We start from the raw sequence: 23407 nt of genomic DNA on the forward strand, positions 1-23407 counted from the left end.
ATTTTGTCGTTGGTCGTGTCGCACGGTTGTTTGCGGCAGGCCACACGACGAATTCGGAGAAATATATGCGCCTGTACTACTACGGTTTGATTTGTATTGGCATGGCTATCCTCACGGCAGGATGCTCGGGACCGAGCCAGCTTGAAACGGCCCCGGTCAAAGGAACCGTGACCTACAAAGGTAAGCCGCTGACATTTGGCAATGTGAGCTTCCGCCCAGAAGCAGGTTCCCCTTCGACGGGCAAGATCCAAGAGGACGGCACGTTCACGCTTTCGACCTATGGCGATGGCGACGGGGCAATTATCGGCCTCAATCAGGTTTCGATTATTGCTACCGAACGAGATGCTGGCAAAGAGAAAGAAGCCGATCCCAATACCGAGATGACGGTTTCCAAGTCGATGATCCCCAAGAAGTACACCAGCTTTTCGACCAGCGAACTGACCGCTGAAGTCAAAGCCGGAGACGTCAACAAGTTCACCTTCGAACTGAATGACTAGCAAGCTGTTAGAAGTTTGCTCCCCTTGCCCGCCTCGCCTCTTCTTCGATCGATTCCCGCCTGAACTTTGTTTGAGATTGGAAAGTTTTTCCCATGACACCCCTACGCCGAATGACAGTCGCGTTACTTCTGGGCTTGGCGATTTTGCTACCTAGCGTTGCAACCGCCGGGACCGCCGATCAGTCCCTCGCCAGTTGGAAAATCGGCCCCCAAACGGCTGCGTCACTTCGTTCGGTAGGGGGCGTCCACCCAAATGCGGAAGGCCCTCGTCCTCCCAGCTTTCCGGACTTTCCGAGCGATAACCCAGCGGTCAGCTTCGCTGGCAACGGAGCACGCTACATCGTGGCCGACCCCGGCGAGGGAAGCGTTTACGATTTCACCAACGGCGATGAAATCACGTTAGAAGCCTGGGTGAACGTCAAAGAATTGCGCGAAGGAGAAACGGCCTATATCATTGGCAAAGGCAGAACGGGGAAAGGTGGCTTTTCGGCGAATAATCAAAATTGGGCGCTGCGAATTCGTGGCATCGATGGCACCGCTCGAGTCAATTTCCTGTTCGCCACACCGCCCGGTGCTGGCTCTCGCGATCCGTGGCATCGTTTTACAACGCATGCTGGCTTTCGTCCTCGTAGCGGTTGGCATCATATCGCTGTGACCTACCGGTTCGGAGATCCTACCAGCATCGGGGCTTGGCTCGACGGGCAAAAATTCCCTGGTTTTTGGGATATGGGAGGCCCCACCCAAGCGGCTCCGGTTAACGACAACGATGACGTGTGGATCGGTTCGTCGATGAACGGTTCGGCAGGTGCCAGCTTTCGCGGCCTCCTCGATTCCGTCGCCATTCATCGTCAGGTGCTCGCGGATAAAACGTTGCAAGAACGTTTTCATCGCGTGGGAGAACCGATCATCATCGGGCCTGAGCCGGAAGTGATGCCGCAGCTTGGCATCCTTCCTTCCGATGAAGTTCAAGTCACTTTTCACGAAGGCTTTCCTACGCACGATCGCTGGTTAATGACCGACGAGCTATGGCCTGACGTGGCCGATACTTGGAAGGGGGAAGCCTTTCTGCTCGACCGTTTGCCCCTGCGTTACGATAGCTGGGGCATTCGCGACGCCTGGAAAGCTCCGGTTGTTGTTCGCATGGCCAGCGATGTCGTCCTGCCCTCAGGCGATCACACCCTGCTCATGCGTGCTCGCGGCTTGGCCAGAGTATGGGTCGATGGGCAACTTATCGCCAAGACCGAGCCACTTACCGGTTCGCCGGATGGCGAAGAAGCGATTACCCCAGTCTCCGCTCCTCCAGCCCCAGGGCATCGTGCCAAGTGGCATCGCTGCCAAGAGGTGACCGGCAACGTCTCAATCAAATCCGCAAGCCCGGTTCGCGTGGTGGTCGAAGCGATCGCTGGCGGCAAGAGCTTCAAGGTCGAGCCAGGCGAACTCACCTTGGCGATCAGTACCGATCAAGGGAAATCGTTTCAGGTTCTGCGACCAGCCGGCCTAGCCGGCGATCCCTTGCCACTGACCGACGATGCGGTGGAGGCCGAACTATCTCGGATCGCGGCTTCCTTAGATCAACAAAACGACCAGGCACGCCACACCGCCTCGGCCAGTCAAGACGCGTTCTGGCAAAAGCGACATGCGGCTGCCCAGCAATGGGTCGCCCAACATCCGCAGCCGAGTGTGCCATCCACCAAGGTGGCCACCCATAACCCGATCGACGCGTTCATTGTGGCGCGTCTCGAAGAGATTGAATCGCGCCCCGATAACACGCCAGAGGAACTGGCCAATCACTTTCATAGCAAGGTTCTCCCAATCCTGAAAAGCGAGTGCATTCGTTGCCACGGCGAGAAAGACAAGGGAGGCCTCGCCCTGAATTCGCGTGAGCTGGCCATCGAAGGGGGTTACTCTGGCGAACCAGCCATCGCCCCAGGCAATCCGCATGCGAGTGAAATGATCAAACGAATGCGAACGCACGATGAAGAACTTCGCATGCCACCAACCGGCAACCCACTCTCAGAAGAGAAGATTCAAATCCTCGAAAAGTGGATCACCGACGGTGCGAAGTGGCCGGAAGTTCGCCTCAACGCCACACAAACGACACGTGCTCCACTGGTCGATGATGTCACGTTCCTTCGCCGGGCTTATCTCGATACGGTGGGCGTGGTTCCCTCGGCAGAGGAAGCCCGAGCCTTTCTGGCCGATACGTCGCCCGGCAAACGCGAAGCGTTAATCGATCGCCTATTGAACGATCCACGCTGGGCCGATCATTGGGTGAGCTATTGGCAAGATCTGTTGGCCGAAAACCCCACCATGATCAACGCGACCCTCAACAGCACCGGCCCATTCCGCTGGTTTTTGCACGACTCGCTACGAGACGACAAGCCACTTGATCGCATGGTGACCGAGTTGTTGATGATGCGTGGCAGCGCCGCCGAGGGAGGCAGCGCCGGGTTTGCCCAAGCGGCTCAAAATGATTCCCCATTCGCCGCCAAGGGGCACGTTGTGGCCAGTGCTTTCCTGGGGATCGAGATGCAATGTGCTCGTTGTCACGACTCCCCCTATCACTCGACCACCCAGCGCGACCTTTACTCGCTCGCGGCGATGTTCTCGCGCAGTTCGGTGACGGTGCCGAAGTCGAGTACCGTTCCTCCTGGTTTCTTCGAGGCCAAGCAGCGTGAATCGTTGATTCAAGTTACCTTGAAACCAGGCGAGCCCGTCACGCCGACATGGCCGTTTGCGAAAACGACCGGTGCCGCAGATAACGACACACTCCGGCAATTGATGCAAAACCCCAGCGACACACGCGAGAAGCTGGCCACCTTGGTCACCGCACCTCAGAACACGCGTTTCGCCCAGGTCGTAGCCAACCGGGTGTGGCGACGGCTTATCGGGGCTGGCATCGTCGAATCCCCCTACGATTGGGAAGGCAATCCGCCAAGTCACCCAGAGTTGCTCGATTGGCTGGGCAAAGAGCTTGTGGCTAATAACTACGACATCAAGCACCTCACTCGCGTGATCATGACCTCGGATCTTTACCAACAAGAGGCCATTGGCTGGAACTTGGATGCCGATCCTCAGCAGCGTTTGTTCAATGCCCCGGATCGTCGCCGCATGACGGCCGAGCAGATTGTCGACTCGTTCTACACAGCGACTGGTTGCCAAATGAGTGTCGAACGGATGACACTCGATCCGGATGGACGCCGGACCGCGAGTAGCCGCAATTCTTTTGGCTTTCCGACGCGCAGTTGGATGTTCGTCAGCATGTCAAACGAGCGTGATCGCCCGAGCTTGACGTTCCCTTATGCAGCCATGGTAACCGAAGTGCTGACTGCGTTTGGCTGGTCTGCCGAGCGTCAAACGCCGAAGACCGACCGCGAAACCGATCCCAATGTGCGCCAGCCTGCCGTGATGGCGAACAGCAATTTAACCATCTGGCTAACAAAAGCTTCGCACGGCAGCGTCCTGGCCGATCTGGCGGTTGAAGCCAAGTCGCCCGAGGCACTGGTCGATTCCATTTTCCTACGAATGCTGAGCCGCTATCCCACTTCCCAAGAGAAGGAGATTTTTCGACCACGTCTAGCAGAAGGTTTTTCGGACCGAATGGTTCCCGAAGATCAAATCATGCGCCCCGCCCCCCTGCCCCGTTTGCCCCAGGTGACGTGGTCGAATCACTTGCGTTCCGAAGCGAATACGATTCAGCAAGAGCACGCAGCACGTGTCCGCCAAGGCCCGCCAGGGGATCCTCGTTTGAATCCCCAGTGGCGTCAGCGTTATGAAGACTTCGTCTGGAGTATCGCCAACTTACGCGAGTTCGTCTGGATGCCCTAATACCCAGCCCGCAACGATGCGCTTCCCCATTCATCTCACCCTTGCCTACGAGGATCGAGGATATGTTTTCTTCTCATCACTTTAGTCGACGCGAATTTCTGGCAGCCAGCTTGACCGCAGCCGGTGTGGCAGCAGCCCCTGCTTGGGGTGCCAATGCGCCGGCGCTGATCCAGGGGCAAGCCGAGCATGTCATATCGATTTGGCTGGGAGGGGGCATGGGGCAGATCGACACGTTCGATCCCAAACGCAAAGGCGATCCTGCCAAAAAGCAAGCAGGGGCCTATTACGACAGCATTCCGACCGCCGTCAACGAGGTCGAAGTCTGTGAACACCTTCCCCAAGTCGCTCAGGTGATGGATCGCCTGACGGCGGTTCGCACGGTCCATCATTCCGTGATCGACGAACATGCGGCGGCCACCAACTGGATGCACGTCGGCCGTCCGGTCAGCGGAACGGTCGTCTATCCTTCGCTCGGCTCGATCATCGCCCACGAGCGGGGCGCGGCATCTGACGCGGCCCCTCCTTATGTGTTGATCGGCTACCCGAACAGTTCGCGCGGCCCAGGCTTCTTGGGCGCCCAGCATAGTTATCTTTACCTAACGGAAACGGGACGCGGGCCAGCCGGGCTTTCCCGTCACGATACCATCACGCCACAGCGTCAGACTCTACGCGAGACTTACTTAAACGAATTACGCGCGGTCCAATCGCCAACCAATGACAAGCGTCTGCAAGACTACGATGCCGCCGCCAAGTTGAGTATGCGCTTAAGTGGGCCCGAGTTCATGCGGAGTTTTGAACTCGCCAACGAACCAGCTCAACTGCGTGAAAGCTACGGCGGCGAGTTCGGCCAGCGTTGTCTTCTTGCGCGGCGCCTAGTCGAACGAGGTGTTCGCTTTATCGAGGTCTCTCACAATCTCAACTTCCTGAACGGGGCTGGCTGGGATGTCCACAATCGTGGGATTCTCGATCAGCATAAACTGATTCAAGAGATGGACGCCGCCGTGGCCACGTTGATTCTCGACCTAGAATCACACAAACTGCTAGACAAAACATTGGTGGTCATCACCACTGAATTTGGTCGTCCGCCGCAATTCGACGGTGGTGGCGGGCGTGGCCATCAAAGCTCGACGTTTACCTGTGTACTGGCTGGCGGCGGCTTGAAACATCAAGGTGCCTACGATGTAACCGACGAACTATCGCAAAAAATCGTCGCCGACCCGGTCTCTGTCCCCGACTTCTTCGCGACGATCCACGCTGCGGTCGGCATCGACTACACCAAGTCGCTCTTCGACGGAGACCGCCCGGTACCAATCACCGACGGCGGGCACCCCATTGCCAAACTGTTCGGCTAAAAGCTCCTCAAGAGACTTTTTTGCGCGGTCGAGACCACTCCTTTGGCCGCGCTGCGAAATCAATTTGCCCTCAAGCGGTCGCCGTTCTCCGGCTGGGCTTCCTCTCTACAACCTCTCTGCCCGCGCACGAAGTTTAGTCTTTTAGTGGCCAAGGGCTTCTGAAGAGGTTATGCTGCGAACTATCGCGATGGTGATGTCAGGAGATATCACGATCACAATCCCCCCTATTTCCCGCCTAGATAATCGACAGGTGTCAACAGTGAAAGCACTATACGCATTCGCTCTGCTGCTGGGAGTAAGCCTATCTTTGCCGTTTCCCTTGCCCGCCCTAGCAGATTCACCTGTACAAGAACCTGGGCAGGCGGTCATACCGACGAAGGTTATTCCATTAATTCCCGATAACGATTTATCGCAGTGGTACACCTGGCTCACCGATAGCGGCTATGAAGATCCTCGCCACGTTTTCACGGTTCAACCAGATGGGATTCTGCGAATCTCAGGAGACGGCTTTGGTGCATTAACGACCAAGAAAGAGTATGCGAATTACCTGCTGATCATGGAGTACCGTTGGGGCGAAAAGACTTGGGCACCGCGCGAGCAGGCAGCCAAAGATGCCGGTGTGCTCGTGCATGCCCAGGGAATCGACGGCGGCTACGGCTGGAAAGATGGTCAGCCAGGGGCTTGGATGCCTTCCTTTGAATTCCAGATCATCGAAGGAGGCGTCGGTGACCTTTTGGTGCTTTCCGGACGTGGGAAAAACGGTACCCAACTTAACCCCTCTGCGACCGTAAGCGTTGTGCGCGATCGAGATGGCGAGCCGGTCTGGTCGTCGGAAGGCAAGCCGGAAGTGTTTCGCAAAGGACGGGTAAACTGGTTGGGTCGCGATCCGGACTGGCAAGACCGTTTAGGGTTCCGTGGCAAAAACGATGTCGAAAGCCCAGGCCAGGCTTGGACACGGATCGAATGTATCTGCCGCGATGACGAGCTGACCTATCGAGTTAACGGAAAGCTTGTCAATCACATCACCGATGTTCAGCCTCGCCAAGGCAAAATCTTGGTGCAAACCGAGGGTGCAGAATGGTTCATTCGTAAGCTAGAACTACACCCTTTGCCGGAAGTTCAGCCGTGAACGGATACCTGTCTTGTAAAGATGTACCTCGCGCACCGTACGTTCGATAACTTATTGGGTTGAATGAATGCGTAGCCTACCTTTGATCGCGATTGCCGCTTCAACGCTTTTCCCATTCTTTGCCGCACCAGGTCTCGCCGCCGAGTTCACTCCGCTGGCACTTACGGTACCTGAGGGATACACCGTGGAACTCGCGGCGGCGCCTCCTTTGGTCGATTACCCTATTATGGCCAATTTCGACGACCAAGGGCGTCTCTATGTGGCTGCCAACTCAGGCGAGAACCTCTCGCGCGAAGACCTTGAAAAGCAACTACCTGGCTTTATCCAACGCTTGGAAGACACCAATGGAGATGGCCAGTACGACAAATCGACCCTGTTTGTCGACCAGCTCACCTTCCCGCAAGGATGTCTCTGGCACGCAGGCTCGTTGTACGTGGCATCGAGCGGGGCACTTTGGAGATTTACCGATAACAACGACGATGGTGTGGCGGACCATCGAGAAAAGATCGTGGGTGATTTTGGCTATACCGGCAACGCGGCGGATATCCATGGTCCTTTCTTAGGTCCAGATGGCCGAATCTACTGGTGCGATGGAAGACATGGGCACGAAATCGCAGACAAGTCCGGGGCGTTGGTCAGCAAGGGCAAAGCGGCCCGCATCTTTTCGTGCCGTCCCGACGGTAGCGATGTCCAAACATTTTGCACTGGCGGAATGGACAACCCGGTGGAAGTCGTTTTCACCCCCGAAGGAGAGATATTAGGGACCGTCAACCTCTTCTACGGAGCCCCACGCGGCGACTGCTTGGTCCATTGGCAATATGGGGGTGTCTATCCGCGAAAAGACTACGCACAAATTCTTGAGCAAGAGTTCATTCGGACTGGGGACCTCCTGAAAGAAGTCGTTAACTTCGGCCATGTCGCCGTATCTGGGCTTTGTCGGTACGAAGGCGATCAATGGGGCAATGACAACCGTGGCGCGTTATTTATCACCCAGTTCAATACCGGTCGAATTGTGCGTGTAAAATTGGGCGACGCCAACGGTACCTACCAAGCCGAAGAGATCGAAGACTTCTTAATCGCAGACAACCACGACTTCCATCCAACCGATATTCTTCAAGACAAAGATGGCTCGCTGCTGGTGATTGATACCGGCGGATGGTTTCGTATAGGTTGTCCTCAGTCTGAAATTGCCAAGCCAGATGTGCGTGGTGCCATCTATCGGATTCGCCGGAAGCCGATCAGCGAATCCCCGGAAGCTTCGCCCACAACCGAAGCAACACAGATCGCCGAAGCACAACGTCAGATCTGGAAACTGCGTCGCCAGGAATCGCCGGAGTCGCTCAAGACGCTGACCGGATATCTAGCTAGTGAACACTCCGGCGTTCGTCAAACGGCGATTCGCGCCTTGCTCGATTGGCCCAACCTGGAAACGAACACCGAGTTAATGACCAAATTGGTCCAGCATGCGACGACCGGCGAACCAGCCGAACGACGCGTTGCAGCATGGGTTTTGGCCCGTTGGCAAGGTCTTGAAGCAAACGATATTCCCACGGTTCTCGACGCCTTGGCCAACGACAAGGTCAGCCTTGAAGAGAGACACGCAATCATCCTCAACGTTATCATGAGTGGCCAACGTGAAGCGCTCAACAAAACACTGCTGGCCCAAGACGAGCGAGTTAGCAAGGCCGCGGCCATCGCCCTGGAACAATTGCGTCGTCCTACGATTGCGATTGCCGATCGGCACTGGCTCGATATCCCTGCTGCTTCTCTCGGAGCCAAGCTAACCGATCCCGAACGCCAGCAGCTTTTACAATTGCAAGCCGATCTGCCTGCGGGAAATGCTGCGCACGGGCAGAAGCTATTTAGTGATGCGCGAACGGCTTGCAACAAATGCCATCAGGTCAACGGAGAAGGTGGCCAGGTTGGCCCCGATTTAACAACCATCGGGCGAAGCCGATCGCGGCTCGACTTAATGGAATCGATCCTCTTCCCCAGTGCGACCTTCGCCAGAGGCTTCGCACCTTACACCGTGCTAACCGACGACGGCAAAGTGGTCAGCGGGATCATCCTCGGAGAAGGCGCCGACCAAATCCGCCTCGGCATCGACAAAGACCAATCGGTGACCCTGACCTCGCCTCAGATTGAAGAAATCCGAGCAAGCGAAGTCTCGATCATGCCCAAAGACCTAGCCAAAAACCTATCCCACCAAGAACTAGCAGACCTGCTCGCCTACTTGGAATCGCTATCGGGAACCAAATAGCCAACCAAACATCAGCACATGCCTGCCCCTGAAGTCACTGGGATGCCCCAACAACGGGAAATAGGCCAGAAAAAAAAGCCCTTACGCAAGTCGTTACTGCATAAAGGCTTTTGCTTAGTCGGGGTAACAGGATTCGAACCTGCGACCTTTTGACCCCCAGTCAAACGCGCTAACCAGGCTGCGCTATACCCCGATGTTTTTTCCCTCGTGCGGTTTTTCTTGCCACTTGTTGCTTGGGTGTCCTGGCAGACACCGTTGCTGGGTGGTGGTTCGCTTGGTGGCGATCTGGTTGCCTGAGGGAAGGTACCAATATGCCAACTCTGTCGCTGGCAAACAAGGCCTGATAGCACTTCTCTGGGGAAGTTGGGGGTGGTTTTGCTTGGCTAGGGGGCGAAAATGTCCGTTACGATCAGGAAATTCGGCTATCACGGATTTGCCACGATTTAGGGTCTAGGCGTGGGACTACATTCAAACTGTCGAGTGTGGCGGCGATTTCGATGTCCGCTTCGAGGCCGATTCGCAGGACGTTGCGACCTCCGCGGCTTCGCTTTAGACGCTGGGCGAGGGATGAAGCGGTAAGGCCTGACTTGGCCTCCTGCCAGGCGTCGGTGGCGATCTGGGCCTGGTCGTTTCGCTCGATCAAAGGGGCATCTGCCGTGAGATGGTCGACGATGGCCCCGGCCAGCAAGACGTCTTCTCGCGTGATCTCACCTTCGGTGCCGGCACACACGATTTGGATGTTCTCGTATTCGGCTAGTTCGTTGCAGAGAGGGGTTAAATTGGCAAACGAAGCAATGTAAATCAGTTCGGCCGCGCGGCAGGCCTGCATGGCCTTGGTGCCGTTGGTGGTGGTGAACAAGATTTGTTTGCCAGCGACAACGGCAGGGGCATATTCGGTTGGCGAATTCCCCAGATCGAAACCTTTGATTCGCTCCCCTCCCCTTTCGCCTCCCAGCAAGGCGGCTGGGTTGGCAACATGTTGCTGCTGGGCTTCTTCAATGGTTAGCTGCGGAATCACGCACTCGGCCCCATTGGCAATCGCATGGGTAATGGTGGTCGTAGCGCGAAGGACGTCTATGACGACCGCTACTGTGCCAGAGAGGTCGGTTTCTCCCATTAAAGCCGGCAAAAGGTAAACGTCGATCCGTTTTGTCTTCAAAGAAATCCCCTTGAAACTGGCAATTTTCCGGCCTTGCCTCCGAATCTACTATTAGAGTTTGGAGGGCCGAGCTTCTTTCAGGCTTGGCAGCTTTGCAAATTATGAATCGAAAGGAGCCGTAACGGAATGACGGAAAACAATACCCACTCAATTGTCGTTGGTTATATTGCCTGGGCTTTTGGTGTGTTTGGCGCTCACCGTTTTTACTATGGCAAGCCACTTACCGGCGTGTTGTGGCTGTGTACGGGGGGTGTTTTGCTGATTGGCTGGATCATCGACTTTTTCCTGATCCCCTCGATGGACGAGGAATGCAATCAGCGGTATCAAAGCGGCCCTATCGATTATAACGTTGCCTGGCTCTTGTGCTTCTTCCTCGGCATCTTTGGCATCCACCGCTTTTACATGGGCAAGTGGATCTCTGGAATCATTTGGCTTTGCACCGGTGGGCTCTTTACCTTGGGCTTTCTGTACGATGTTTGCACCTTGAATAGCCAAGTCGACGAGATCAACCAAGGCGTGGAGTAGACGCTTACTTCGCCAGATCTTGGATTTTGGTAGGGTTATTCGGATCGAGCTTAAAGGTCACCGGGTAGTGGTATCCCTCGGCCTTTTGGGGAAACAGCTTCTGCCAGGCTCGCACGGCCGAGTAGGCCAACACTTTGCAGCGATAGTCGATTCCTTCCGTGGCTTGCGAAAGCTTTTGATAACCAAACGCGTGCCGCAAGAAGCGATTCGCCCGGAACAACTTGATACGACGGCGAGCTTTCGGCGTGAGGTGTTCCGTAGTGAGCGAAACGTTCAGCCCCTCTAGGTTGCTAACGCGGTGGGGTGTGTTTTGCGGCCAGGTAACCATTTGCCCAGGCTGCAAGTCGACGACCATGGCCTCTTGATCGAATTGAGGTTGATAGTCAAGTTCCTCGTTGCAGACGCCACAGATGACATCTTCGACTTTCTGCTGAGTCACATATCGCTCGTTGTAAGGTGGATAAGCCCACACTCGCTTCACGCCTCGCAAATGCCACAGCATGTTGCAGGGAATATCCAGGTGATAATAGACCAGGGCATTCGGGGAACTGATTAGCAAATTGGCCGACCGTTCGAGCGCAACAAAGCCAGGTGTTTTGGCTTCGATCTCGTCGTAGATGCCGTTGATCAATCGGTTGAAATCAGGGTGATGCTGGGCCATGTTCCGCACGTTCAGCCACAGTCGCCCTGCTTTGGTTGCTGCCAGCAGTTGCTCGCCGGAAAGCGTCGAGGCATCCCCTTCCCGCCACTGATTAGCCGTCTCGTCCGTCCCCATCGTATGGACGTTCAGGCACTCGCGCGGATGAGTGTCCAGAATGCGGACTAAATGTTCGTCGTCAAATAAACCGGTTTCTACCAAGCGATGGGTAGTCGTCAGCGGCTTTTCTTCTAAGTCGGAATTGGAAAACGTGCAATCGATCAGGTTCGGGGCGGACATGGGCACGGTCTCTGGCGGAAAGAACTGTAAACGAGGGTATACAAAGGAAGTCTAGGTGCCGTGCGTTGCGAAAGATCACTTCGCTGATTCCGTTTCTCGAATCGACCACCGTTCTCTTCACTCGCATTGATTTATTCCTTGGAAGCGTTACCAATGGAGTAATCGTTCCCTAACTGAGGATGATTGCCACCGCATTGGGGATGCGTTATTCTGACGGCAAGTCGGATGGTTTTACCAGCTCCTTTCATAGGAGCAGGCGATGGCCGCCATAGAGAAAGCCGATCGCTTTCCATCCCACGATTGCTGTTCGCCCGCAACGATACTACTTGAAAATAGATGAGGACCCACCATGGCCTACGAACTTCCCGCGCTGCCGTACGCATACGATGCGCTCGAACCGCACATCGATGCTCGCACGATGGAAATCCACCACACCAAGCATCACCAGGCTTACATCAATAAGGTGAACGCTGCGATCGAAGGCACCGATCTGGAAAGCAAAACGATCGAAGCCTTGGTCACCGACATCAACTCGGTGCCAGAAAATATTCGCGGCGCAGTCCGCAACAACGGTGGTGGCCATGCCAATCACTCGCTGTTCTGGACCGTCATGAAGCCCAACGGTGGCGGCACTCCGACTGGCGACTTGGCCGCTGCCATCGATGCCGAACTGGGTGGCTTTGAGAAATTCAAGGAAGACTTCAGCAATGCCGCCGCAACCCGCTTTGGTTCTGGCTGGGCTTGGCTGAGTGTTTCCGGTGGCAAGCTGGAAGTTTCCAGCACGCCGAACCAAGACTCGCCACTGATGGAAGGCAAGACTCCGATCCTGGGCCTCGATGTCTGGGAACACGCTTACTACTTGAACTATCAGAACAAGCGTCCTGATTACATCACGGCATTCTTCAACGTGATCAACTGGGACGAAGTTGCTTCCCGTTATGCCGCTGCCAAGGGTTAATCGCCCCGGAGCTACCTTCCTACGGCGAAGCCGACGATGGTGGCATCGATAGCACAACCAGCAAAGGCCTGATCCAACCATGGATCAGGCCTTTTTTTATGCTGTGATTCTATTCTGCCAAGAATGGCATTGACCCAAGCAGGAGCGAAAACTACGATCCGCCCGCTTTCCTGAATCCTGTGTCAAGCTGGGCGGAGTATTCTGGGAATTCGAATCAGAATGGTTGAAGGACTATTACCCAACTTCCGATTTGAAGAGGTATAGGGACACCTACCCACTCTTATTGAGAGGGCTTGGCCTGAAAACGTCCAGGTACGTCCCCGTCGAATTGAACCACACACGAATGAGTTGGTTGGCAGAGAACGATTCTCTCGCATCCATCTCGTGCACATCCGAAGGCAAGGACGCCATGCGAATGCACACCAAATATTGGTCGCTACTGTTTACCGTAGCCGTTTCCGTTACTTCCGTCGCCGCGACGGGGTGCAAGTCGATGCCAGGCTGGGGTTACATGGCCCGCATGGGAGCACCGTCTGCATCCAGCGAATCTGAAGCACCACGCTACGCTGCGACACCATCGTCGACTTCGACGCCGACACCATCTTCCACGCAGTTGGCAGGCCGCTCGCAAGTGATGCCCAATTACTTAGCCGGTGCCACTCAGTCCTCGACGCCTAATGCCACGCAACAAGCTTCGGCGACAAGCCCCGCAGGGCCTGGCTATTACTCGGCCACGCCAAGCGGCAACACCCCGGTGGCAAGCACCACCACTCCGGCCGGCTACGGTGCCTACCCAGCCCAAGGCACGCCTGGCGCTTACGGTGCCTCGGCAGCAGCTTACACCGCCAATGCCAACACCACCTCGACATACGGTTCTTCGGGCGCTGCCCCGGTAGGTTACTCGGCCATGCCGCCGTCCTACACGCAACCGTCGACCGGTTCCAGCTATGGCCAAACTTCGCCTAGCGGTTCCACCTCGTCGTACAGTGGTTCGTCGTACTCGACACCATCTGCCCCAAGCTCGTCCTATGGCAGCGGAACCTCGCAGCCATCGAGCGGCAGCAACTATCCAACAACTTCTTCGACGACGCCTCAGTACCCATCCACAGGATCGGGGCCAAGCGGCTTTAGCTATCCGCAGTCTTCGATGCCACAGTCTTCGTATCCTTCGACCGGATCTGGACCGTCGGCGAGCTCGAGCTCGTACCCGCCCACCAGCAACTACTCTGGTGCAGCGGCTCCTAATCCGAGCAACTACCAAGCAATGAGCAGCCCAGCCGCCTCGACCGCTTCGGCAACTTCCGCCGCAGGTAACGATTCGAGCTACCGCCCAGGTGGCACCGCCGACTACAGCGGAACCGCTGCCGGCACGGCTTCGCGTTTCGGTAATACCACGGACTACCCAAGTTCGACCTTCACCCGATAGTCGGACTAGCTACGCCCAAACAAACTTCATCGAGAGAGGGAGCAACTTCAAGTTGCTCCCTTTTTTTATGTCCGGTCACAAAACAAAAAATGCCCACGCGATAACGTGGGCAGATTGTCACTGCAATCAAGCAGACACAGCAAAACGCTTACAAGCCAGTGGGGCAGAAAGATTGGCTGATCACGCGAGATTGAATCCCTTTCACCTTCAAACGAAACAATTGCTTTTCAGCAGAGGTGTCATCGGCGAAAGTACCAACTCGCTTCCAGGCATGTTCCGCCGAGTCATACTCGTCGACGATAATCTGCCTTGCCATTCCCCCCGGAGCACTGACGGAAATCCACTTCCCCGTCGCGTCGTGCGAACATTCACACATGGCACAATACTCCTAAGATTTTATGGATGCGGTTCTACTAGCATCGACTCAACCGTAAGTTGTGATGAGTGAAATCCTGGGAAATTGCAAGTCGCCACGCCCGATCTGCGGGAATCCGTGCACGCAGAGCATTCCTCTAGCGGCATACCCTTGAAACGAGCAGAAAGATCCTCGCTGTTAGCTTGGCTAACGCCCCAACCAACGGTGCGTGGGCGCGCGAATTAGTAGGCCAGAAACTACCAGCCCATTACCATATTCGACTCGATCGCCTTTCGAGCCTGGTTCAGATCGTTGCCAGTCTCGTGCATGTAAAGCCGAATGGCGTGAACCTTGTCTCCTTCCGCTTTCGAGAGACAATCTCGCGCCACCATGCATGGATCGAGCGGGCTTGTCGTTAGCCCAAGTGCGGCCTTTGAGATTACCCAAGACATTCGTGGGCGTTTGGCAATTCGGATAATCTCGTCGCCTGGGTAGCTATCGTAAACTTGCCCTTTGGCCTCGTTTTCGTCCTCGGCCCAGGTGATCACAATATGAGCGTTGGTTTCAACCTCGAACAGTGCCATGGCGAATCTCCTTCTGAGAAGCAAACTAGAGGAACCAGCAAGAGCGAACAGAACCTCGACTCCATCCCATGCTAGCTCCCTCGCGTTCGCTCTTATTCGTTCGGCTCTTGCCCAACGCGACAACGTCTGGACAAGCGGATAGCCCAGCGACAGGGCCGTAAATGAGCACGAAACATGGCAAGGTATTCCAGCAGCTGACAATGGAGTGGTTTTTGCGAATTTAATAGCTGGCGTACTCGACCGTCAATCAAATTCCCTTCCTGCTCTGGCCATCGCCAAGCGACTTGGAAATGCCTAGTGGTTGGGTCTTTGCCGTTGTTCAACCTAACGGGAAATTTCTGGTAGAATGAAGGAGATCCCCTGGTTGAAGATACCCGATTTTTTTCTCCCCGCTGAAGTACGACCACCCCTATGAGTTCGTCTAATTCGCCAGAAAGCCAACCACTCCCGCCGCGCGAGTCGCCACCACCGGCGAGACGGAGCAGGCCGATCGGTCGTTGGTTGTTGACGATTTTTGTTCTGCTGGTGGTCTATCTTGGCTTCACCTTTTTGAACACGAAATCGCGAGCCCAGTGGAAATGGGCAGAGGCCCTCCAGGCCTTAGAACAGGGACAAATTACCGAAGCCCAGCAGTTTGCTGATCAAGCGTTAGAACTCGCCCCAGACGATCCGGCGATGCAGCTTTATGCAGCAGAGTTATCTTACCGCATCGACGCGCCAGAGAATGCCAATGAGCACCTCAAACGGGCCCTGGAACTGGCCGGCGAGAGCCCCTATGTACTGAACACATCAAGCTTCCTGCTTGCTCGCATGGGCAGGCACGACCAATCCTTGCCACTAGCCGACAAGGTTGTCGAACTGGCCGAAACCAAGCACACCATCCATCGCCACACAGCCCTTAATCAACGAGCCTACGCGATCGCCCTGGCGGCAGAGGATGGACAGGCTTCCCCAGAGCAGATCAAGCAGGGGCTGATCGACATTAACGAAGCTCTGGCTATCTTCGTACACGACGATATGGTGATTGACCAACGGATCGCTAACTATCTCGATACCCGAGGCTATCTCGAACTCTTTGCTGGTGCCCCCAAACAAGGTCTGGAAGATATCAACAAAGCAATCGCAGTGTACGAACTCTTGCGGCAAAAATTGCTTGCCCAAACGAAGAAAGATGAAAAGCTCGACCAACTCCCTGAAACGGTGGTTGCCGAGGACAAAGAACTGAAGAACGTCCTTGCGGTCCTCTACTCGCATCGCGCTGCGATTTACGAAAAGTTGAACCAGCCAGAAGCTGCCGCAGCAGATCGCGCGCGAGCTAAAGATTTCGGTCTGAACCGCAAGAAGGGAATTTGGTAGTAGTTCCAGCGAAACGAACTTCCGCGAAGTGGCACTAAACCACTTCGGTTTCCTCTAATTTCACGTCAGATTTACTTGCCGAATCCTCGATCTCAAGCCGCGTCCCCAGCGACCGTTCAAGCAAGCGAATTTCTTCCAGCAAGTTCTTATCGTCACTCAGTTCCTCGTGAGCATTCGTTTCAGATGAGGAAGGATAGGGAACGACCTTATCGCCTGTGTGACAGAAGATACAATTTCGTCCATTCGCTTTGGCGCGGTAAAGAGCCGCATCAGCACGGGCCAACAACGTCTGCGGTTCATCAGCAGCACTTGCCTGGGCAACGCCTCCGCTCACGGTCACGTTCAGCTTTTCCTCGGCCGCACTGCGTACCCGTTCGGCAAACATGCCTGCTCCGTCCAGACCAGTGGAAGGCATTAAAACAACGAATTCTTCGCCACCGTAACGTGTAACCACATCGGTTTCACGCACGCAGTTGTCGATCAAATCCGCAACTTTCTGCAACACCCGGTCTCCCTCTAGATGACCATACTCGTCGTTGATTCTCTTGAAATGATCGACATCCAAAATGCACAGCGAGAAAGTCAGCTCGTAGCGATCTTTCATCGCAAACAAGCTTTCCAGGCTATCATCTAAAGCCCGCCGATTAGAGAGGCCAGTCAACGGGTCGGTACGTGATTCGGTGAAGGTCATCAACAGGTTGGCCTGCTGACGCACTTCGTCATAGGCATGCGCAATCTGGGAAGAGAGCCGCATCGTCGGGCTCAACATGCGTTCCGCTTCTTCGCATAAGGTTTGCCAAGATTCCCCCGACTGGTTCTCGTCGGAACTCATCAGCAAAATACGATCTTTGAAGTGAGTAATGCTTGATTGATGGGTCGCCAGATTGCGGCGTACTTCGCGCGAAATTTCCTCGAGCTGCTTTACGACAGCCTTGGCCCGCTTCAGCTCGCGGCGAGCAAACGCATGCTCTACCGATGCTGGCTGCTGATTTCTTTTGCCCAAGAAGTAGCCAATCAACGCAATCAGCGCCATTGCCACTGGGGTCGGTATTCCGAAAATCCAGTCTTCCATCCTGGCTCTACCCTGTTCACTCTGGGAGGACTCGTTGTCTCAATACGGCTTCTCGCTACCCTTCCGGTCACTTACAACCGATTCCGACTTCCCACGCCCTGCAGGCACAGCGCACCGAACCCCACGACGATCAGAAAAGCCAGCGTCCACTCCAGCGTCCCCATATGCACGACAAAGTCTTCTGTTTTGTCGATGAGCTTGAAGAGGAAATCTCGCATGGTTTTGCAGTCCCGCGACGGAAAAAAGGCAAACGATATACCACACTAGAACGGTAGGTCATGAATCGATGCCAGGCACCAAAACCAATCCAAATTGCCCGATTCATGCGAACCACCAACAACCGTCCGGACAACTCACAGCCCCGAACTGTCCTTTCTGGGGGAATGCTTGCAGCGAGCAAAAAAAATGCGAGCAAATTATCGCCAGGGGGCCTTGAGTTCTGTGAAGATGGGCCTATATTTATCTATCTCAACACGAGTTGGGGCCGTAGCTCAATTGGTTAGAGTACCGGACTGTCGATCCGGTGGTTGCGGGTTCGATCCCCGTCGGCCTCGCTTTTAAAGCGAAAATGGCAGTTGTTGGATGTCCAACAACTGCCATTTTTTACGCGCTCATTTTGAAATTGCAATTGGGCCATTGGCCCGGCGTCGCACAGCCAACTCTTCGGTAATTGCTGCCGTTAATCGTTGACATTGCTAACCTGTGCGACTCTGGGGCAGCGATCTTTTTCCTTGCTGGGAACCGAACTTCTATCCGGTTTTTGTGACTCTGGAAAACAAAACAGCAGTACGCAACTAGCCTATTTGGCTATTTTGACCGGCTGCTCTCGTGCCTCACTGAAGAGTTAACGGTACCGTTATAAATCAACGATGCCCTGGGCAGATTTCTCTTCGTCCGTCGCGAGGGACGCCAACGCGCATCGGGCTCGATTGAGCTTCGGCAATAACCAACAAAAACTGCAATCATGCGGCGGCGTGGCCTCGACCTTCGGAGATTCTTGCACACCTCCGAATTTGTCGTAGCCGTTTTGCAGAAGTTTCGGCATTGGCTACGACCGCCGAGCCTGGTTGGATCAGAGGCGGCGCGGAACTGAGAAGGAGTCCGCGCCGTCCTCTGACCACCATTTGATGCAACGCTACCGCGTCGTTCACTTGAACGAACCAATTGCAATTAGGCGTGGAAACGCCTCGTCAAATGCTGCGCTTGGTGCCAACCAATGGACCAACACCATGCATCTTTGCATGCGCCAACGGGACGCCTGCGCGTCCCCCCGAAACACCTCGCATGTCGTGTGGGAATGCGCGACTCTCAGGGAGGCCTTGATACTGGCGATCGCGGCGATGGACGCGAGGAGCGAGCGAACGCCAGTGCTCTGCAAGAGGCACCTTTTCCATGATTTCCCAACCACCACTTGGGCCCAATACCTATCTACGTCAATTCTTCCTCCGCCACTACATCCCGCATTGCATCGAAGATCCAACCAGCCGCAACATGGAAGGATACGAACGTGCCCTCGATCTGTGGGAGGAACTAACCGACAACCCGCCGCTAAAGCAAATCACTTGCGAGACGTTGTCCGAGTTCAAAGGCAAACTGCTTGCCTTTCGTTTTCGCGGGCGAACGCTCGCGGTAAACACGGTCCACAAGCATCTATCGCACATTCAGTGGGTTCTCGATCAGGCCGGGCCACCAGGTCGACGCGGCAAAGAGAAAACGGCCGTCGGGATCTTGGACCGAGTTCCATTTACGAAGTTGCCCAAGCGACGCGAAACGTACCAGGACGAAGTCCCTGCCGACGACATCGTGAAAGTGTTTCACGTGGCTGGCGAGCATGCCCGCTTGCCCAAAGTCCCCGGCGTCAACCCAGGCCATTTATGGCAAGCCATCTTCGGGCTGCAACTTTGTACCAGCCTAAGAATCGGCCAGTGTTCGCAGATCCCCATGAACGCCGTCAAATGGGATCGCATGCAAATCGTTTTGCCTTACGAGATCTGCCGCAAGTCGAAGAAGGACGAACCGAAACCGGTTCACTCTTTCGTCATGCAGTTGCTGATGCGAATTCGTGGGCCTCGGGAACTGCTGTTTCCGATCTTCGAGGAACATTCCAAGAAGACGATCTACGACGAACTTCATCGCCTGCAAGATCTCGCAGGCGTTCCCCACTTCGGGTTTCACGCCGTGCGAGCTTCCGCAATCACCAGCTTGTCGGAAATCTCTGGCGAAGCTGCTCAGTTTGCAGCCGGCCACGCAAGCATGCGAACCACACGAATCTATCAAAAGGTTCGCTTGCTGTCCCAAGCCCAAGAGAAGCTAACGATCTTCGACGCATTAGCCCAAGGCAGGGAGGAATCGGAAGCCGTTTAACGGACCGTCCGCTTCGTTGGACTCCCCTGCCCTTCCCTGTTTCAACGCGTGGAACGGTTCCACGCGTGGCTTTTGCTGCCCCCCTTGGACCGCCTGACGGTCCGCATCTGAAAGGATTCCAAGATGCTTGTTCTTTCTCGCTACCAAAACGAAACGATCATGATCGGCGACGACGTGGCAATCACCGTCGTCGAAATTCGCGGCGATAAGGTCCGCCTGGGGATCGAGGCCCCCAAGTCGATCGACGTTCACCGTCGCGAAGTGTGGGCCAAGATCAAGGCCGGCCAGGATGAAGAAGGCGGCGAAGCGATCCCAGTTCCTGCCGCGTAACCGCTCAAACATGCCCCACGGTCCAGGGCGTTTTGGGCCGGTGTTCTTTTTGAATGGAGTTGTTCTCGATGGTATTCCCCCTCTTTACCGACTTTCTGAAATCGTGTCGCGATCGCGGCGCGGAGACGTTCAATCGCATTAAGGATCGCACCACGTTTAACCGTGTGGTGTGGGCCTGTTTCCTGATCGGTCGCGCTGATGGCAACTTCGATAGCCAAGAGCGAAAAGCAACCGCCGAATTGATTCGTGAAAAGCTGCCTCAGTACTCGCTCGACGACATCTTAGAAGCGATTGCGAAGGCAGAAGACAAGCTGAACTTCGATGTCAACATGGGCACGCTCGAAGTGATGGACGAGATCGGCAAAGCGAAAGGCGAAGCAGCCGAAGCGATCATTCGGGCGGCCGTCTACATTGGCGGGGCTGACGGCGACTTCGACGACACCGAGAAGGGAATCGTTCGCCAGCTTTGTTCACGCATGGAACTAAACCCGGTGAACTACGGGCTGTAACCGCTACCCCGGAACCGCGTCCGGCCTGGATGGTGTGCTGTGAAGCAAGGCCGGACGCGGGTTTTGGAATGGATGCACGCCCAAAGAAAAGGAGTTTTGCCCCATGTTATGCGAACGGACTGAGTCGGCATTTTGTCGGCAACCTGGCGACAAGATTAATCAGACATTCGTCATTCGGACAACGCCTTCTGCGACGGGAGGGCAATAACCATGGCCGGCGAATGGATGCAAATCGATATCGACATCATGGAAAAGCCAGAGTTCTTGCGAATAGTCGAGATCACTGGCGACGCAGACGAGCTTGTTCTCTTTCGTCTGGTGAAGCTGTGGTCGTGGGTGGAAAGAGCCACCACGGACGGATTCTTTCCGGGCCTCACGGTGAACACGCTTGCCCGCAAGTTCGGTGGAACGCCTGAATTTTGGCTGGCCTTGGCGGATCCTGCCGTCGATTGGCTCTGGATCACCGAGGAAGGCTTGCAGATTCCGCGTTATGAAAAGCGGTTTGACAAGTCGGCCAAACGCCGCGCCCAAGATGCACGGCAGAAGGCTAAATCGCGAGCAGCTAAGGCCGAAGAGCCTAAGCCTGCGAAGCGTGGCATTGTGTCGCCAGGTTGCCGACAGAATGCCGACCAACAGGACAGTAAGAACAAGAAGAAGAATTTACCTGATCAGAGTAACAGTCAAACGGCCTCCACACCTTCCCCAAAGAAAGAACCCCCTGATTGCTCTGACCAAGGAAAAGGAAGTTCGGGGAAGAAAGCCCAAGGCGAACTGTTCACCGAAGTAGAGCTTTCTAAGGTGATGGAGGTTGCCGAAGAACTCTTTCGCCAGGCGAAGTACTCCGGCGATGACGGGGGAATCTTCTACAAGGCGGCTGCCGTTCTCGAAACCAATCCCGGCAAACTAACCCGCCACCAGTTGGTCGACGCTGCTCGGGGTTGCCGTGGAAGTCGAAACGCACCAGGTTACTTTCGGCAGACAGTTCGCAATATCTGTCCCGAGTTCGACCAGCTTTCTCTGGGCGTTTGGATTGAGCCACGTTGGCCCCAACAGCCACCCAACCGAATTCCTAGACGCAGCCGCGACGCTTTGCAGTTGCGTGGCGTTCCCTTGGCGACAACGGACGGCGACTCCACCGAAATAGCACGCCGAAAAGTCCTCGCGCAGTTGGAGACTATCGGCACATGACAAATCATGGCCTCATGAATAGTTCCCCCTTGGCAAGCCACGTCTGTCAGCAATGCGGTGGGCCTGGGTATGGCTCGTTTTGCTCGTACCGGTGTTGGCGGATCAATCGCGGGCTGCCTGTTGAGGATCTGCCAGGCGAATGTTTCGTTGCCGACGAACAGCCAGCCGAGGCCGAGCCGGCTGCCGAAGAGTTTTGTCTGGCTTGCGGCGGGACGGCGATTAACTCGAAAGGTGGACCGTGTCGCATTTGTGAACGGCACGGTCGCTATCCAAAGGTGCAGCCCCCGGTAATCCCACCACCGCCACCCATCGTTCACACCGAGAAGCCGGCTGCGGCTGGTCAGATGTCTCTTTTTTAATTTCTGTTTCTGTTTCATTACAAGGAATGCCCCAATGATCAAACGAACCAAGCAAACCAAGGCCGACGCGATCCGCGAACTAATGGCCGCCACGCCTGACGCTTCCCCTGCGGTGATCGCCGAAGCGATGAAGAAACGCGGCTTCAAGGACACGACGCCGCAATATGTCAGCACGATTAAGAGCATGGACAAACGCAAGAGCAGCGGGACCACGCGGCGTGGCGAACTGACTGCCGACGACTTGCTGGCCGCGAAAGACTTCGTTCGTCAGATGGGCGGCAAGGCCCGGGCGGTTGAGGCCCTCAATAATCTCGAGAAGCTGGTGGGCTGATCGCGATCGGCACGGAGGAAACAGCAAGCCACGGAGGGCACCTGCGAACCGTTTCCCTTTCCGCTTGGGAGTTGATGATGCGTTTTTACCTAGTGTTGTTCTTCGCGGCGATTGTCTCGCTGCCGATTGTCAGTTGGTTCTTACAGTCGCTTCTGCCCTGGCTGGCGATGATGTCGGTCGTGCTGCTGGCGATGGCGTGCTGGTTTGTGGCTAGGGCGATTAGCAAGACTAACGCCTAGCGAACTATTTCCCAACCTTTTGGAGCTGCGAATTATGAACGTCCCCACGATCGAGATGGACCAGGAACAGGCTTTGGCGAAGCTGAAAGCTTATCGGCGTGAATTGCATCACGGCGCGGATGAGGTTTATCAGGCGGCGGCCCAAGGCTACGAGGCCTTGGCGAAAGGGCTGAAGCTGATCGACATCGGCCAGGCAATTTCCCAAGGGGGAACATTTCCCGATCAGTTCCCACGCCTGGCAATCGCCCGTGCTGACCGCCAAGTGGTGAAGTGTGTTCTGCAAAGAGGACGCACCACATTTGACGCCTCGCGTGAAGGCTACGGTTCAAGCCTGATAGTCCAGATCGCCAACGACCTTGTGAATACTTGGGAAACGAAATACACGCGAATCCCGATCGTGCCAGCCGACGTCAGGCAAGAACTGCGAGCAATGAAGCGATCGGTCGACCTGCGGCGTTACCACATCTTGTGGGAGGTTGAAGCCTGGTACGATCGCAACCCGATCGTACCGCCCGAGGCGATGAAAAACAGTCGACCTCACAACTATCGGGGCCAATGCCTAATCGATTGCATTACGACTATTTCTGAAGACTCCTTAATATGGTACGAGTGTAATCTCGGCCTCTTTGTAGTGCCTCTAGTGGATTAAC

The 23407-nt window shown here is 55.4% G+C and carries 23 protein-coding genes and 2 tRNA genes; 18 read left to right on the forward strand and 7 right to left on the reverse strand.

Going from position 1 to position 23407, the window contains the following annotated elements:
- The first annotated feature begins 65 nt into the window (after positions 1–65).
- From DTL42_RS23530 to DTL42_RS23550, 5 genes are all read left to right on the forward strand, one after another.
- A complete protein-coding gene (locus DTL42_RS23530; protein ID WP_234824331.1) occupies positions 66–497 on the forward strand; it encodes a hypothetical protein in 432 nt (143 codons plus the stop codon).
- Positions 498–589: 92 nt separating this feature from the next.
- Entirely contained in the window at positions 590–4324 is a 3735-nt protein-coding gene (locus DTL42_RS23535) for a DUF1553 domain-containing protein (RefSeq protein ID WP_234824332.1), read from the forward strand.
- A gap of 62 nt (positions 4325–4386) precedes the next feature.
- Positions 4387–5676, forward strand: coding sequence for a DUF1501 domain-containing protein (locus tag DTL42_RS23540; protein ID WP_114372821.1), 1290 nt, complete (start codon positions 4387–4389; stop codon positions 5674–5676).
- Between the two features lie 259 nt (positions 5677–5935).
- Positions 5936–6805: a 3-keto-disaccharide hydrolase gene (locus DTL42_RS23545; protein ID WP_158545528.1), complete on the forward strand. Its 870-nt coding sequence runs from the start codon at positions 5936–5938 to the stop codon at positions 6803–6805.
- A 67-nt stretch (positions 6806–6872) separates the two neighbouring features.
- Complete coding sequence (locus DTL42_RS23550) at positions 6873–9065, forward strand: PVC-type heme-binding CxxCH protein (protein ID WP_114372826.1); 2193 nt, start codon at positions 6873–6875, stop codon at positions 9063–9065.
- A gap of 118 nt (positions 9066–9183) precedes the next feature.
- On the opposite strand, the gene DTL42_RS23555 is transcribed toward DTL42_RS23550, so the two are convergent.
- Positions 9184–9258 (reverse strand) — tRNA-Pro (locus tag DTL42_RS23555).
- A 216-nt stretch (positions 9259–9474) separates the two neighbouring features.
- The gene (locus DTL42_RS23560; RefSeq protein WP_234824333.1) at positions 9475–10224 is read right to left on the reverse strand and encodes a 2-phosphosulfolactate phosphatase; all 750 of its coding nucleotides are present in this window, start codon (positions 10222–10224) and stop codon (positions 9475–9477) included.
- A 126-nt stretch (positions 10225–10350) separates the two neighbouring features.
- Between DTL42_RS23560 and DTL42_RS23565 the strand changes: the two genes are divergently transcribed.
- Positions 10351–10749, forward strand: a complete 399-nt coding sequence (locus DTL42_RS23565) for an NINE protein (protein WP_114372828.1) — start codon at positions 10351–10353, stop codon at positions 10747–10749.
- 4 nt (positions 10750–10753) lie between these two features.
- Here the strand turns inward: DTL42_RS23565 and DTL42_RS23570 are convergent, their stop codons facing one another.
- Positions 10754–11686, reverse strand: coding sequence for a cupin-like domain-containing protein (locus DTL42_RS23570; RefSeq protein ID WP_114372830.1), 933 nt, complete (start codon positions 11684–11686; stop codon positions 10754–10756).
- 349 nt (positions 11687–12035) lie between these two features.
- Between DTL42_RS23570 and DTL42_RS23575 the strand changes: the two genes are divergently transcribed.
- The gene (locus DTL42_RS23575; RefSeq protein WP_114372832.1) at positions 12036–12644 is read left to right on the forward strand and encodes a superoxide dismutase; all 609 of its coding nucleotides are present in this window, start codon (positions 12036–12038) and stop codon (positions 12642–12644) included.
- A 409-nt stretch (positions 12645–13053) separates the two neighbouring features.
- A complete protein-coding gene (locus DTL42_RS23580; protein WP_147274418.1) occupies positions 13054–14070 on the forward strand; it encodes a hypothetical protein in 1017 nt (338 codons plus the stop codon).
- Between the two features lie 148 nt (positions 14071–14218).
- Here DTL42_RS23580 and DTL42_RS23585 read toward each other — a convergent pair whose 3' ends face one another.
- Positions 14219–14446, reverse strand: coding sequence for a hypothetical protein (locus DTL42_RS23585; protein WP_114372837.1), 228 nt, complete (start codon positions 14444–14446; stop codon positions 14219–14221).
- 236 nt (positions 14447–14682) lie between these two features.
- Entirely contained in the window at positions 14683–15009 is a 327-nt protein-coding gene (locus tag DTL42_RS23590; RefSeq protein ID WP_114372839.1) for a DUF6793 family protein, read from the reverse strand.
- 411 nt (positions 15010–15420) lie between these two features.
- Here DTL42_RS23590 and DTL42_RS23595 point away from each other — a divergent pair, with 411 nt between their 5' ends.
- On the forward strand, positions 15421–16365 hold the full coding sequence (locus DTL42_RS23595) for a tetratricopeptide repeat protein (RefSeq protein WP_114372841.1): 945 nt from the start codon (positions 15421–15423) through the stop codon (positions 16363–16365).
- A gap of 34 nt (positions 16366–16399) precedes the next feature.
- Here DTL42_RS23595 and DTL42_RS23600 read toward each other — a convergent pair whose 3' ends face one another.
- Entirely contained in the window at positions 16400–17437 is a 1038-nt protein-coding gene (locus tag DTL42_RS23600) for a GGDEF domain-containing protein (RefSeq protein WP_114372843.1), read from the reverse strand.
- A gap of 71 nt (positions 17438–17508) precedes the next feature.
- Positions 17509–17655 (reverse strand): hypothetical protein, encoded by a 147-nt coding sequence (locus tag DTL42_RS26455; RefSeq protein ID WP_158545529.1) that lies wholly within the window; start codon positions 17653–17655, stop codon positions 17509–17511.
- Positions 17656–17917: 262 nt separating this feature from the next.
- Between DTL42_RS26455 and DTL42_RS23605 the strand changes: the two genes are divergently transcribed.
- The 9 genes from DTL42_RS23605 (at position 17918) to DTL42_RS23650 (ending at position 23406) form a co-directional block, all read left to right on the forward strand.
- Positions 17918–17991, forward strand: a tRNA-Asp gene (locus DTL42_RS23605).
- A gap of 838 nt (positions 17992–18829) precedes the next feature.
- Positions 18830–19801, forward strand: coding sequence for a tyrosine-type recombinase/integrase (locus DTL42_RS23620; protein ID WP_114372849.1), 972 nt, complete (start codon positions 18830–18832; stop codon positions 19799–19801).
- A gap of 123 nt (positions 19802–19924) precedes the next feature.
- Positions 19925–20131, forward strand: coding sequence for a carbon storage regulator CsrA (gene csrA, locus DTL42_RS23625; protein WP_114372851.1), 207 nt, complete (start codon positions 19925–19927; stop codon positions 20129–20131).
- A 68-nt stretch (positions 20132–20199) separates the two neighbouring features.
- Positions 20200–20640, forward strand: a complete 441-nt coding sequence (locus tag DTL42_RS23630; protein ID WP_158545530.1) for a tellurite resistance TerB family protein — start codon at positions 20200–20202, stop codon at positions 20638–20640.
- A gap of 210 nt (positions 20641–20850) precedes the next feature.
- Positions 20851–21828 (forward strand): hypothetical protein, encoded by a 978-nt coding sequence (locus tag DTL42_RS23635; protein ID WP_114372855.1) that lies wholly within the window; start codon positions 20851–20853, stop codon positions 21826–21828.
- Positions 21829–21842: 14 nt separating this feature from the next.
- Entirely contained in the window at positions 21843–22187 is a 345-nt protein-coding gene (locus DTL42_RS23640) for a hypothetical protein (protein ID WP_147274419.1), read from the forward strand.
- Between the two features lie 34 nt (positions 22188–22221).
- The gene (locus DTL42_RS23645; RefSeq protein WP_114372860.1) at positions 22222–22518 is read left to right on the forward strand and encodes a hypothetical protein; all 297 of its coding nucleotides are present in this window, start codon (positions 22222–22224) and stop codon (positions 22516–22518) included.
- Between the two features lie 74 nt (positions 22519–22592).
- Complete coding sequence (locus DTL42_RS26110; protein WP_147274420.1) at positions 22593–22757, forward strand: intracellular growth attenuator family protein; 165 nt, start codon at positions 22593–22595, stop codon at positions 22755–22757.
- Positions 22758–22791: 34 nt separating this feature from the next.
- Positions 22792–23406 carry a hypothetical protein gene (locus tag DTL42_RS23650; protein WP_114372862.1) on the forward strand — a complete coding sequence of 205 codons (615 nt, stop codon included), beginning with the start codon at positions 22792–22794 and terminating at the stop codon, positions 23404–23406.
- The last annotated feature ends 1 nt before the right edge of the window (position 23407 follow it).

The organism is Bremerella cremea, assembly GCF_003335505.1.
Classification (GTDB): Bacteria; Planctomycetota; Planctomycetia; order Pirellulales; family Pirellulaceae; genus Bremerella; species Bremerella cremea_A.

What these genes read in the sequence shown, in the direction of transcription:
- DTL42_RS23640 (WP_147274419.1), top strand. Translation starts at nt 21,843, where the DNA reads ATGAATAGTTCCCCCTTGGCAAGCCACGTCTGTCAGCAATGCGGTGGG.
- DTL42_RS23620 (WP_114372849.1), top strand. Translation starts at nt 18,830, where the DNA reads ATGATTTCCCAACCACCACTTGGGCCCAATACCTATCTACGTCAATTC.
- DTL42_RS23550 (WP_114372826.1), top strand. Translation starts at nt 6,873, where the DNA reads ATGCGTAGCCTACCTTTGATCGCGATTGCCGCTTCAACGCTTTTCCCA.
- DTL42_RS23595 (WP_114372841.1), top strand. Translation starts at nt 15,421, where the DNA reads ATGAGTTCGTCTAATTCGCCAGAAAGCCAACCACTCCCGCCGCGCGAG.
- DTL42_RS23565 (WP_114372828.1), top strand. Translation starts at nt 10,351, where the DNA reads ATGACGGAAAACAATACCCACTCAATTGTCGTTGGTTATATTGCCTGG.
- DTL42_RS23540 (WP_114372821.1), top strand. Translation starts at nt 4,387, where the DNA reads ATGTTTTCTTCTCATCACTTTAGTCGACGCGAATTTCTGGCAGCCAGC.
- DTL42_RS23630 (WP_158545530.1), top strand. Translation starts at nt 20,200, where the DNA reads ATGGTATTCCCCCTCTTTACCGACTTTCTGAAATCGTGTCGCGATCGC.
- DTL42_RS23585 (WP_114372837.1), bottom strand. Translation starts at nt 14,446, where the DNA reads ATGTGTGAATGTTCGCACGACGCGACGGGGAAGTGGATTTCCGTCAGT.
- DTL42_RS26455 (WP_158545529.1), bottom strand. Translation starts at nt 17,655, where the DNA reads ATGCGAGATTTCCTCTTCAAGCTCATCGACAAAACAGAAGACTTTGTC.
- DTL42_RS23535 (WP_234824332.1), top strand. Translation starts at nt 590, where the DNA reads ATGACACCCCTACGCCGAATGACAGTCGCGTTACTTCTGGGCTTGGCG.
- DTL42_RS23530 (WP_234824331.1), top strand. Translation starts at nt 66, where the DNA reads ATGCGCCTGTACTACTACGGTTTGATTTGTATTGGCATGGCTATCCTC.
- DTL42_RS23580 (WP_147274418.1), top strand. Translation starts at nt 13,054, where the DNA reads ATGCGAATGCACACCAAATATTGGTCGCTACTGTTTACCGTAGCCGTT.
- DTL42_RS23590 (WP_114372839.1), bottom strand. Translation starts at nt 15,009, where the DNA reads ATGGCACTGTTCGAGGTTGAAACCAACGCTCATATTGTGATCACCTGG.
- DTL42_RS23635 (WP_114372855.1), top strand. Translation starts at nt 20,851, where the DNA reads ATGGCCGGCGAATGGATGCAAATCGATATCGACATCATGGAAAAGCCA.
- DTL42_RS23575 (WP_114372832.1), top strand. Translation starts at nt 12,036, where the DNA reads ATGGCCTACGAACTTCCCGCGCTGCCGTACGCATACGATGCGCTCGAA.
- csrA (WP_114372851.1), top strand. Translation starts at nt 19,925, where the DNA reads ATGCTTGTTCTTTCTCGCTACCAAAACGAAACGATCATGATCGGCGAC.
- DTL42_RS26110 (WP_147274420.1), top strand. Translation starts at nt 22,593, where the DNA reads ATGATGCGTTTTTACCTAGTGTTGTTCTTCGCGGCGATTGTCTCGCTG.
- DTL42_RS23650 (WP_114372862.1), top strand. Translation starts at nt 22,792, where the DNA reads ATGAACGTCCCCACGATCGAGATGGACCAGGAACAGGCTTTGGCGAAG.
- DTL42_RS23570 (WP_114372830.1), bottom strand. Translation starts at nt 11,686, where the DNA reads ATGTCCGCCCCGAACCTGATCGATTGCACGTTTTCCAATTCCGACTTA.
- DTL42_RS23600 (WP_114372843.1), bottom strand. Translation starts at nt 17,437, where the DNA reads ATGGAAGACTGGATTTTCGGAATACCGACCCCAGTGGCAATGGCGCTG.
- DTL42_RS23645 (WP_114372860.1), top strand. Translation starts at nt 22,222, where the DNA reads ATGATCAAACGAACCAAGCAAACCAAGGCCGACGCGATCCGCGAACTA.